An 11,495-nucleotide genomic window follows, 5' to 3' on the forward strand; every position below is an offset into this window, starting at 1 on the left:
CTCATCACATCCGAAAGACGCCGTAGTTGACCTCGGGCAAGGGCGCGTTGGCCGCGGCCGACAGCGCGAGACCGAGCACCGTGCGGGTGTCCGCCGGGTCGATCACGCCGTCGTCCCACAGCCGCGCGGTGGAGTAGTACGGGCTGCCCTGTTCCTCGTACTGCTCGCGGATCGGGTCCTTGAAGGTCTCTTCGTCCTCTGTGGACCATTCGCCGCCGCGGCCCTCGATCGCGTCGCGGCGCACCGTCGACAGCACCGACGCCGCCTGCTCGCCGCCCATCACGGAAATCCGCGCGTTCGGCCACATCCACAGGAACCTCGGCGAATACGCCCGGCCGCACATGGAGTAGTTGCCCGCGCCGAAGGAGCCGCCGATGATCACGGTGAACTTCGGCACCCGCGCACACGCCACCGCGGTGACCATTTTCGCGCCGTGCTTGGCGATGCCGCCCGCCTCATACGCGCGCCCGACCATGAAGCCGGTGATGTTCTGCAGGAACACCAACGGGATCGAGCGCCGGTCGCACAGTTCGATGAAGTGCGCGCCCTTCATCGCGGACTCGGCGAACAGCACGCCGTTGTTCGCGATGATGCCGACCGGGTGGCCGTGGATGTGCGCGAAGCCGGTGACGAGCGTCGAGCCGTATTCCTTTTTGAACTCCGCGAACCGGCTGCCGTCGACGACGCGGGCGATGACCTCGCGCACGTCGTACGGGGTGCGCGGATCCGTCGGCACCACGCCGTACAGCTCGCGTTCGTCGGCCGCGGGCGGCTCGATCGCCTTGACGTCCCACGGGCGCGGCGTGCGCGGGCCGAGCGTCGAAACGATGTCGCGGACGATGCGCAACGCGTGCGCGTCGTCGTCCGCGAGATGGTCGGTGACGCCGGACTGGCGCGCGTGCACATCGCCGCCGCCCAGTTCTTCAGCGGTGACGACCTCACCGGTCGCGGCCTTCACCAGCGGAGGTCCGCCAAGGAAAATGGTGCCCTGATTGCGCACGATGACCGCTTCGTCGCTCATCGCCGGGACATACGCGCCGCCCGCGGTGCACGAGCCGAGCACGGCGGCGATCTGCGGGATGCCGCGCGCGGACATGGTGGCCTGGTTGTAGAAGATCCGGCCGAAGTGCTCGCGGTCCGGGAAGACCTCGTCCTGCCGCGGCAGGAACGCGCCGCCCGAGTCGACCAGGTAAATGCACGGCAAGTTGTTGTGCAGCGCGACTTCCTGCGCCCGCAGGTGCTTCTTCACCGTCATCGGGTAGTACGTGCCGCCCTTGACGGTGGCGTCGTTCGCCACGATCACGCATTCGCGGCCGGACACGCGCCCGATCCCGGTGATGATGCTCGCGGACGGGGCCTCGTCGTCGTACAGCCCGGTCGCGGCGAGCGGCGAAAGCTCGAGGAACGGCGATCCCGGGTCCAGCAGCGCGTCCACCCGGTCGCGGGGCAGCAGCTTGCCGCGTTCCACATGGCGGGCGCGCGACTTCTCCGGCCCGCCGAGCCGGGCGGCGGCGAGCCGCTTGTGCAGATCCTCGACCAATTCGCCGTGCGAGGTGACGCTACGGGTGAAGGTGTCGCTGTTCGGATCCGCGGAACTGCGCAGTACCGGCGTGTCCATGGCTCTCCGTCGAGACGTTAGCGGTCGTTAACTCCACCGGAGATGTTAGTGCTCGTTAACCGCCGTGTCCAGCCCAGCCCGAAGCGCCCGGCCACGCGACCGGGTGAAACAGGAAACACTTCAGCCCGCGACGGCGTCGGAGATCCAGCCGGCCACCGGCAGATCCCGTTCGAGGCATTCGACCGACAGCCGGATCGTCCAGCGCAGCGCCTGCAGCAAGAGGCTGTCCACCTCGTTCGGGGCGGCACTGGCCAACGCGATCTCGACCTGTTCGCGGGCCGCGGCGGTATTGCCGTGCACCTCGGCGAGCAGCGTGCGGACGGCGGTGCGGACCGGCGGATCGGCCTGGTCGATCGAAACCTCTTCGCCCGCTTCGTCGAACACCTGCACCTTGACCGGCGCGGTGCCGCCGTCACCAAGTGTGGACACCATCGCGCTGCACTCTCCGAAGAGCAGCAGCATCAGCTCTTTGGTCTCCTCGTCGCGTTCGCCCTGCTCCCGCGACGAGGGCGTGACCTCTTCCAGCGCCTCCGTGTCCTCGCCAAGACTGATGGCGACGAGCGCGCGCTGTGCCTTCTCGACGAGCCGCTGCTCGCCCTCGCTCCGGTCCGCGGTCACGTGCCTATCAAACACCAGACCGGCGGTCGGCGGGATACCCCGGATCGCGGCCCTCAGCCCGCCGCGGAAAGCGCACCCAGCGCGAGCCGGCACAGCAGATCGGCGAGTGCGCCGTCACCGAGATGGCGGTTGTAGGGGGTCGAGTTGATCAAGCCGAACACGGCGTGTGCCGCCGACCGCGCCTGGCGTTCGCCGAGGCCGGGCACGGCTTCGCGAATCGCCCGCACCCACACCTCGACGTACTGCCGCTGGAGCGCGCGAACCTGCTTGCGATCACCGTCGGTAAGATTCGCGAGATTGCGCTCCTGCACGGTGATGAGCGCGGGATGGTCGAGCGCGAAGTCGACGTGGAACCGCACGAGCGCGGCCAGCAGTGCGTCCGGGGTGCCGCCCGCCGCGGCGCGCTTCGTGCCGCCCTCGAGCAGGTAGTGGCTGATCGAGTTCAGCATTTCCCCGAGAATCGCGTCCTTGCTGCGGAAATGCCGGTACAGCGCGGGACCGGAGATGCCGACGGCCGCGCCGATGTCGTCGATGCCGACGCCGTGGAAACCGTGGTGGGCGAACAGCTCGGCGGCGGCGGTGAGGATCTGTTCCCGTCTGTTCGGCTTCGCGCCGTTCACCAGTGGGAGGGAATTCGCCGACATCCGCACATAGTAGGTCCCGCGGTTAGCGAGCGCTAACTTCCCGTCCTACTTCCTGCTTGAGCCAAGTGGAGGCACCCGGATTTCAGGGGTGTCTCGTGGGGATTGCACCTGGTAAAGCTTTACCGCGTCAAGCTGTCACGACAGGAGTGACCCATGGCTGCAAACGCCCGTCAACCATCACGACGCATCCTTCGGATGTGCGCGGCCCTGGGGGTCGCTCTCGCTGCCTCGCTCGGCTTCGCCACCGGTGCGAGCGCCGCGTCGCAAAACTATGTCGCGCTCGGCGACTCCTACTCCTCCGGAGTGGGCGCCGGGAGCTACGGAGATTCCGGCAGCTGCAAACGCAGTGCCAACGCCTACGCCCAGTTGTGGGCCAACGCCCACTCCGGCACCAATTTCACCTTCCTCGCCTGCTCGGGCGCGAAGACGAGCGACGTGCTGAGCCAGATCAGCTCGATGCCGTCCAACGCCACCTTGATCACGCTCACCGTGGGCGGCAACGACGCCGGGTTCACCGACGTGATCAAGACCTGCACGCTGGGAAGCGACCAGACCTGCGTGGACCGGGTCAACACCGCCAAGACCTACGTCCAGAACACCCTGCCCGGCTTGCTGGACAAGGTGTACTCGGCGGCCAAGAGCAAGGCTCCTGGCGCGTCGCTGGTCGTGCTCTCGTATCCGCGGTTCTACACCGTGCCCGGATCGTGCAGCGTCGGGCTGAGCGACACGAAGCGGTCGGCGATCAACTCCGGCGCGGACACGCTCGCGTCGGTGCTGTCGTCGCGGGTTTCCGCCGCCGGCGGGAAGTTCGTGGACGTCCGGTCGGCGTTCGTCGGGCACAACATCTGCTCGGCGGCCAGCGACTACCTGCACAGCTTGACCTGGCCGGTGGACGAGTCGTACCACCCGACTGCCGCCGGGCAGCGGGGCGGCTACTACTCGCCGCTGACCTCGGCGATCGGCTGACGCTGGCGGGCACCCCGAAGCCCCATTGTGCTGACGGTCTGAGGGTGGTTGTCAAGGCGGGAAAGATGCCTTGACAACCACCCTCAGACCGCATTTCGGCTTCGTATCGGGGTGCAGGGCCGGGTCTGGGTGCCTGAGCAAGCTGCGTACGCGGGCGGCGGTTGGTCCGTGAAGGGCCCCTTGAGGGAATCTAAGTCCGTGAAGGGGCCCCTCACGACCCATGTACCGGCTGCTGGTCGTGAGGGGAACCCTGAGGGACTCAGAGTCCGTGAGGGTTCCCCTCACGGACCTTCACCGCGTCAGCCCAGCAAGGTCTTGACCAGTGCGGCGATCTGCTCGGTCTCGATGAGGAACGAGTCGTGCCCGTACGGCGAAGTCAGCACCGTAGCCTCGCCGCCGACTCCCGCTGCGATCTCGTGCGACTGGTACGGCGGGTAAAGCCGATCGCTGTCCACCGCGGCGACCACAGTTCGCGCGGTGACCCGACCTAAAGCGGCGGCGACCCCGCCTCGATCCCGGCCGACGTCGTGGGTGTTCATGGACTCGGTGAGCACCACGTAGGAACCCGCGTCGAACCGGCGGACGAGCTTGTCCGCGTGATGGTCCAGATAGGACTCGACGGCGAATCGGCCGCCAGCCAGCGGATCTTCGTCCGGCTGCGGACGGTTCCCGAAACGCGTCTCCAGCTCGGGTTCGCAGCGATAGGTGACGTGCGCGATCCGCCGCGCCACACCCAGTCCGCGATAAGGGCCTTCGGCGGCTGCGTAGTAATCGCCGCCTCGCCAAGCGACGTCGCCTCGGATCGCGTGCAGTTGAGGGGCGGCCCAAGCGATTTGCTCGGCGGACGCGCGCGCGGTCGAGGCGAGAACGAGCGCGGCGGCAACACGATCGGGTTGAGTTACGGCCCATTCGAGAGCCCGCATCCCGCCCATCGAACCGCCCGCGACGGCGGCCCAGCGTTCGATCCCGAGGGCGTCCGCGAGCGCGGCTTCAGCGTTGACCTGATCTCGGACGGTCAAAGTCGGGAATCGGCTGCCCCACGCTTCGCCGTCCGGGGCAAGCGAAGACGGGCCTGTCGACCCCTGACAGCCGCCGAGGACGTTAGGGGCTACGACGAAGAGTTCGTCGGTGTCGAAAGCCTTGCCGGGACCGATCAGTCCGTCCCACCATCCGGGACTGGGATGCCCGGGTTCAGCGGGACCGGCGGCGTGGCTGTCGCCGGTGAGAGCGTGCTCGACGAGGACCGCGTTGGATCCGTCGGAGTTGAGCGTTCCCCACGTTTCAAACGCGAGGGTGTAGCCGGGCAGGGTGGCACCGGCCTCCAGCGCGAGTGCGCCGGGGCCGGTGAACCACTGCCGCCTGCCGGGTGGGTCCCCCGCCCGCCACGCGCCGGTGACGGGCGGAGGACTCGCGCCGGGATCAGTCACAGCGCCGCCTTGGCGGCTCGGAAGCCCGCCTCGAGGTCGGCCTTCAGGTCCTCGATTCCTTCCAGTCCGACCGCGAGCCGCACGAGACCCGGCGTGACGCCGGCGGCGACCTGCTCCTCGGGGCCGAGCTGGCTGTGCGTGGTCGACGCCGGGTGCACGATCAGGCTGCGCACGTCGCCGAGGTTCACCAGCTGGCTGTGCAATTCGGTGCCGTCGACGAACTTCCGCCCCGCCTCGACGCCGCCGCGCAGCTCGAACGACAGCACCGCGCCGGTACCGCGCGGCAGGTACTTCTGCGCCGCCGCGTGGTACGGGCTCGACGGAAGTCCGGCGTAGTACACCTTCTCGACCTCGTCGCGCTCTTCGAGCCATTCCGCGAGCGCCTGCGCGTTGTTGGAGTGCCGCTCCACGCGCAGCGACAGCGTCTCGATGCCCTGCAGGATCAGGAAGCTGTTCAGCGGGGCGATCGCCGCGCCGGTGTCGCGCAGGATCTGCACGCGCGCCTTGGCCGCGAACGCACCCGGGCCGAGCGCCTCCCAGTACTTGAGACCGTGGTAGCTCGGGTCGGGCTCATTGAAGCCCGGGAACCGGCCCGGGTCCTTGCCGAAGTCGAACGTGCCGCCGTCGACCAGCACGCCGGCGACCGTCGTGCCGTGGCCGCCGAGGTACTTCGTCGCCGAGTGCACGACGATGTCGGCGCCGTGCTCGATCGGGCGGACCAGGTACGGCGTCGGCACCGTGTTGTCCACGACCAGCGGGACACCGACCTCGTGGGCGACGTCGGCGACCTTGCGGATGTCGAGGACAGCGCTGCTCGGGTTGGCCAGCGTCTCGGCGAAGAACAGCTTGGTGTTCGGCCGGACCGCGGCCCGCCACTGCTCCGCGTCATCCTGGTCGTCGATGAAGGTGACCTCGATGCCGAGCTTCGGCAGCGTGTAGTGGAAGAGGTTGTAGGTGCCGCCGTACAGCGACGGACTGGTGACGAAATGGTCGCCCGCGCTGGCCAGGGTCAGGATCGCCGCGGTGACCGCCGCCGACCCGGACGCGAACGCGAGACCGGCGACGCCGCCTTCGAGGGTGGCGACGCGCTGCTCCAGCACGTCCTGGGTCGGGTTGTTGATCCGCGTGTAGATGTGGCCCGGCTCGGCGAGGCTGAACAGGTCGGCCCCGTGCTGAGTGTCGCGGAAGACGTACGAGGTGGTCTGGTAGATCGGCGTGGCGCGAGCGCCGGTGGCCGGGTCGGGCGCCGCCCCCGCGTGGATCTGCTTGGTCTCGAAGGACCAGCTCGTGGTGTCTTCCGGCATCTGCTCGCTCCTAGCGGTCGTGAACGGGTCGGCTGGCCGCAGACGGTAACCAGGCCGGACGAAACGCCCAACCGCTCTCACGGGATGAGAGTCCTACGCACCCGTACGTATGAAGAAGTGCCGAGCGCTGACGGACGACGAGACGGTGTTGTGAAGCGCACGCTCAGCCGCATGGACTGGAGAATGCGCCCGGCGACCCGGAAGTGGTTCCTGTTCGGCCACGTCGTCACGTCGGTCGGCTGGATCGGGGCCGAACTCGCGGTGCTGGTGTGCAGCATTCTCGCGATCGCCGGTTCCGACCCGGTGACCACGCGCAGCGCGAACGTCATCGCCGGGATTCTCGCCGGCGCGCTCTACTTCCCGGCCAGCCTGCTCGCCCTGGCGACGGGTGTCGTCCTCGGGCTCGGCACGAAGTGGAAGCTGGTCCGCTACCACTGGGTGCTGTGGAAACTGCTGGCGACGCTCGCCCTGTTCGGCGGCGGGAATCTCCTGGTGGTCCCGTCCTTCGTCGCGCACGGCGAGCAGGCGTCGCGGGGCGAGATCGTCGGAGCGAGCGCGGTGGCGGGCACGGGGGCGATGAGTGTCGGGCTGACGCTGCTTTTGGGGGCGACGCTGGTGTCGTACTTCAAACCGTGGCCGAAGGTCGGTCGCGCTAACTAGTGCCGCGGGTGGCGAAACCGGTGCAGTCTTCTACCGTTCCAGCAAGAACGTCAGAAGCGCTGGAGGTGGCTGTGGTTTCGGTGCGCAGCGTCGTGGACCGGGTCGGTCCCACGCTGCTCCACGCGCTTCTCGTGCCGGAAGACTGTCCGGCGGTCGGCGACGTGGAGATCGCCGAGCCGGGCGCGGAGTCCGCTATTGCCGCAGGTGACCTGGTGCTCGGCGTCGCCACGATCGAGTCGGCCGACGCCGCGGCGCTCGTCCGGGTGAGTGCTGGCCGGGGTGCGGCGGCGGTGCTGTTGAAGCCGCCGTTGGCCGCGAAACAGTCGGTGCGGCGCGCGGCGAAGTCGGCTGGGATCGCGTTGATCCAGGTGCACGCGGCGACATCGTGGGCCCAACTGGTCTGGCTGTTGCGCACGGTTCTGGACGCGCTCGCCGACGAATCCGAAGCACTCGAAGAGGGCGGCGACCCCGGTTCCGGCGACCTCTTCCGGCTCGCCGACGCTGTAGCCGCGGTAGTCGACGCCTCAGTGACGATCGAGGACACCAACTCCCGCGTCCTCGCCTACTCCGCCCGCCAGGACCTCACCGACCCGGCCCGCGTCGCGACGATCATGGGCCGCCGCATCCCCGACGACGTGCTGGCCCGGTTCCGCTCGCGCGGTGTTTTCCGCGAACTTTCCCGTGGCCGCCAGACGATCTTCGTCCCAGCCCAGCGCGACGGCACCCTGCCGCGGCTGATCGTGCCGATCCGGATGGGCGGCGAGCTGCTGGGGTCGATGTGGGCCGTCGTCCCCGGCCCGGTTTCCGAGGAACGCGCGGCGGCCTTCGCAGACGCCGCCCCCGTCGTCGCACTGCACTTGCTGCGACGACGCGCGCACACGGACGCGCAGCGCCGGGCTTCCGCCGAACTGCTGCGCGCGGTCCTGGAAGGACAGGTCCCGCCGCGCCGGGTGGTCGCCGAACTGGACCTATCCGACGAGCCGCACCGAGTCGTCGTCGTGGACGTCAGCGGGGGTGACAGCCGGGACGCCGAAGGACTGTTGCTGGCTTTGCTGGAACGAATTTCGCAAGGTTTCGGACGCCGTCCAGTCGCGGCCGAGCTTGGCGGATTGCTGTACGTCGTGGTGCCGGACCGCACCGGCGAGGGCGGCTGGCCCGAACTGCGAGACGCGCTGCTCGCCCAACCCGCTTCCCGCCGAGGCGGACTTCCTCGCGCGGCTGCCGGTGCACCAGGCGATCCGACCGCGCTGGCCGCGTCGCGAGCCCAAGCGGACGAAGCACTGGGTCTGCTGCGGGCCGGGCTGGTTGAAGGTCGCGTTGTGGCTTACGACGAAGCATGGACCGCATTGGTCCTGCACCGCGCCGCCGCCGGAGCAGCGGCGGCGCAGGTATCAGAACTCGGCCCGCTCGGCGTGCTGCGCGCGCACGACGAGACGAGCAACGCCGGGTACGTCGACACTCTCTACGAATGGCTCCGCCACCCCGGCGACCCCCGCGCCGCCGCGGAACGGCTGCGGATTCACCCGAACACGTTGCGATACCGGATGAAACGGCTGCTGGAACTGGTCCCGCTGAACCTGGACGACCCCGACGTCCGGCTCGCCCTGCTCACCCAGCTGATCGCACTCCGCTGGAGCTGACCGCGTAGCTGAGATCGTTGGCGCGCAACGATTCCGGCTTCAATAGCCAGGACCAGCCCGAACGATTCCGCTCCCACAGAAGTCCGTGAGGGGAACCCTGAGGGACTCTGATTCCCTCAGGGTTCCCCTCACGGCCCTAAAACCGCACCGAAGCACCCAACTCACCAGTGCACCCACACCACCCCCGCACCCCGATACGAAGCCAAAAACGCGGACGACGGGTGCTTGTCAAGGCATCTTTCCCGCCTTGACAAGCACCCGTCGTCCGTAGTCACAATCAGCTTCGGGGTGCCCAACCGCACAAGCCGACCCGAACGAAACCGCAGCGATACCGCCTCACGCGATCAGCAACGTCTTCCCAATCGTGCCCCGCGACTCCATCGCCGCATGCGCGTCAGCCGCACGCTCCAACGGAAACCGCTGCCCGATCACCGGAGTGAGCTGCCCAGCCGCAGCCGCCTCAAGCGCAGACTCGGTATAGCCGCGCATCGCAGCCGCGTCACCGATCGACCGAACCAGCTTCACCCCACGCGCAGCAGCGTCCTCTTCGGACACATCCGTCCACGAACCACTCGCCAGCCCGTAAATCGCCATCCGCCCGCCAGGCCGCACCAACGAAAACGCCGCAGTACCGACCGCGCCTCCCACACCGTCGAACACCACATCCACCTCCCCAGCCGCCGAAGTCCACTGTGGATCGGTGTAGTCGACCGCCAAGTCCGCACCCAATTCCCGAGCACGGGCCAGCTTTTCCGCCCCGCCCGCAGCAGCCACCACCTCCGCACCAGCAGCCTTCGCCAACTGCACCAAGAGGCTGCCAACCCCTCCGGCAGCAGCCTCAACGAGCACCCGCTCCCCGGGAGCCACCGCTGTCGCGTGCACCAACCCGGTCGCCGTACGGCCGTCGGCCAGCAGCGCGACGGCCGCGTCGAGGCTCAGCGCGTGCGGCACCGGAAACACCAACGCCGCGTCCACGACCACGCGCTGGGCGTAACCACCGCTGCCGCCGGTCGACGTCACCACGCGTTTCCCGATCAGCGCCGGGTCCACGCCCTCCCCGGCGCGGCTGATCACACCTCCGACGCCATTGCCGGGCACCATCGGCAGCGCGCCCGCGAACGGCCCGGTCCCGGTCGCCCGGAACTGCGTCTCCACGAACGTGACGTTGGCGAACGCCACCTCGATCAGCACCTGCCCCGGTCCGGGAGCCGGATCGGGGGCGTCCCCCGCTTCCAGCACCGCCGGACCGCCGAACTCCCGCAGCCACACCGCTCGCATTTACGCCCTTCCTCGAGTCTCCGCCATGCGCGAGCCAACTACCTCAAGTGCAGTCGAGGTCAAGTGCGTTGTCCTCGCAGCACTACCGACCCCGCTCAAGACTGTGGCGGCGGAATGATGACACCGCCGTCCGGGTAGATCACCGTGAGTGGCAACACCTTCGAGAGAACCGCCGCCAGGAGGCAAGCAGTGCGCATCGCCGTTCCCCGTGAGATCAAGAAGCACGAGTACCGGGTCGCGTTGACCCCGGCCGGCGTGCACGAACTGGTCGGTCGCGGGCACGACGTCTTCGTCGAGACGGGTGCCGGGACCGGGTCGTCCATCACGGACGAGGAGTACGTCGCCGCGGGCGCGAAGGTGCTCGCCACGGCGGACGAGACGTGGTCCGAGGGCGAACTCGTGCTGAAGGTGAAGGAGCCGATCGCCGAGGAGTACCCGCGCCTGCGCAAGGATCTGGTGCTGTTCACCTATCTGCACATCGCCGCGGACCGTCCGCTGACCGACGCGCTGCTGGCCGCGGGCACCACCGCGATCGCCTACGAGACGGTGCAGAAGCAGAACGGCGCGCTGCCGCTGCTGGCCCCGATGTCCGAGGTCGCGGGCCGGCTGGCCCCGCAGGTCGGCGCTTACTCCCTGATGAAGCCGAGCGGCGGCCGCGGCGTCCTGCCCGGCGGCATCCCCGGCGTGCACCCGGCCCGCGTGGTCGTCATCGGCGGCGGCGTCGCCGGGCTGAACGCCGCCCGCGTCGCCCTTGGCCTGGGTTCCGACGTCGAGATCCTGGACACGAACGTCGACCGCCTCCGTCAGATCGACAACGACTTCGGCGGCCGCATCCGCACCGTCACCTCGAACCGCCTGTCGGTGGAAGAGTCGGTTCTGGAAGCAGATCTGGTCATCGGCGCGGTCCTGGTCCCCGGCGCGAAGGCTCCGAAGCTGGTCTCCAACGACCTGGTCTCCCGCATGAAGCCGGGCAGCGTACTGGTGGACATCGCCATCGACCAGGGCGGCTGCTTCGCGGACTCCCGCCCGACCACGCACGACGACCCGACCTACACGGTCCACAACTCGGTCTTCTACTGCGTGGCGAACATGCCCGGCGCAGTCCCGCGCACGAGCACCTACGGCCTCACCAACGTCACCCTGCCCTACGCGGTACAGCTGGCGGACAAGGGCTGGAAAGCCGCCCTGTCGGCAGACCCCTCCCTGGCTTTGGGCCTGAACACCCACTCCGGCGCCCTGACGAACGCCCCTGTCGCCACCGCCCACAACCTCCCCCACACCCCAGTAGAAACCGCCCTGGCGTAACCCACCACTCACAAAAAGCGGCGAGGCCTCAAGCC

General features: G+C 68.8%; 10 protein-coding genes. 4 read left to right on the forward strand and 6 right to left on the reverse strand.

Features of this window, described 5'->3' with window-relative positions; translation table 11 throughout:
* Positions 1–4: 4 nt before the first annotated feature.
* The 3 genes from D0D37_RS26685 to D0D37_RS26695 form a co-directional block, all read right to left on the reverse strand.
* Entirely contained in the window at positions 5–1,618 is a 1,614-nt protein-coding gene (locus tag D0D37_RS26685) for a carboxyl transferase domain-containing protein (protein ID WP_116203347.1), read from the reverse strand.
* A 120-nt stretch (positions 1,619–1,738) separates the two neighbouring features.
* Positions 1,739–2,236, reverse strand: a complete 498-nt coding sequence (locus D0D37_RS26690) for a hypothetical protein (RefSeq protein ID WP_116203348.1) — start codon at positions 2,234–2,236, stop codon at positions 1,739–1,741.
* Between the two features lie 53 nt (positions 2,237–2,289).
* Entirely contained in the window at positions 2,290–2,880 is a 591-nt protein-coding gene (locus D0D37_RS26695) for an SACE_7040 family transcriptional regulator (RefSeq protein WP_162834486.1), read from the reverse strand.
* Positions 2,881–3,075: 195 nt separating this feature from the next.
* Here D0D37_RS26695 and D0D37_RS26700 point away from each other — a divergent pair, with 195 nt between their 5' ends.
* Complete coding sequence (locus tag D0D37_RS26700; RefSeq protein ID WP_116203349.1) at positions 3,076–3,846, forward strand: SGNH/GDSL hydrolase family protein; 771 nt, start codon at positions 3,076–3,078, stop codon at positions 3,844–3,846.
* A 299-nt stretch (positions 3,847–4,145) separates the two neighbouring features.
* On the opposite strand, the gene metX is transcribed toward D0D37_RS26700, so the two are convergent.
* Entirely contained in the window at positions 4,146–5,273 is a 1,128-nt protein-coding gene (metX, locus tag D0D37_RS26705) for a homoserine O-acetyltransferase MetX (protein WP_116203350.1), read from the reverse strand.
* The gene (locus D0D37_RS26710; RefSeq protein WP_116203351.1) at positions 5,270–6,577 is read right to left on the reverse strand and encodes a bifunctional o-acetylhomoserine/o-acetylserine sulfhydrylase; all 1,308 of its coding nucleotides are present in this window, start codon (positions 6,575–6,577) and stop codon (positions 5,270–5,272) included. The genes metX and D0D37_RS26710 overlap by 4 nt, the downstream gene beginning before the upstream one ends.
* Positions 6,578–6,748: 171 nt before the next feature.
* Here D0D37_RS26710 and D0D37_RS26715 point away from each other — a divergent pair, with 171 nt between their 5' ends.
* On the forward strand, positions 6,749–7,237 hold the full coding sequence (locus D0D37_RS26715) for a hypothetical protein (RefSeq protein ID WP_116203359.1): 489 nt from the start codon (positions 6,749–6,751) through the stop codon (positions 7,235–7,237).
* A gap of 71 nt (positions 7,238–7,308) precedes the next feature.
* Entirely contained in the window at positions 7,309–8,877 is a 1,569-nt protein-coding gene (locus D0D37_RS26720) for a PucR family transcriptional regulator (protein WP_116203352.1), read from the forward strand.
* A gap of 336 nt (positions 8,878–9,213) precedes the next feature.
* Here the strand turns inward: D0D37_RS26720 and D0D37_RS26730 are convergent, their stop codons facing one another.
* On the reverse strand, positions 9,214–10,155 hold the full coding sequence (locus D0D37_RS26730) for a zinc-binding dehydrogenase (RefSeq protein WP_116203353.1): 942 nt from the start codon (positions 10,153–10,155) through the stop codon (positions 9,214–9,216).
* Positions 10,156–10,344: 189 nt separating this feature from the next.
* On the opposite strand from D0D37_RS26730, the gene ald reads away from it, so the two are divergent.
* Positions 10,345–11,460 (forward strand): alanine dehydrogenase, encoded by a 1,116-nt coding sequence (ald, locus tag D0D37_RS26735; RefSeq protein ID WP_116203354.1) that lies wholly within the window; start codon positions 10,345–10,347, stop codon positions 11,458–11,460.
* The last annotated feature ends 35 nt before the right edge of the window (positions 11,461–11,495 follow it).

This window comes from Amycolatopsis circi (assembly GCF_003385235.1).
GTDB lineage: Bacteria > Actinomycetota > Actinomycetes > Mycobacteriales > Pseudonocardiaceae > Amycolatopsis > Amycolatopsis circi.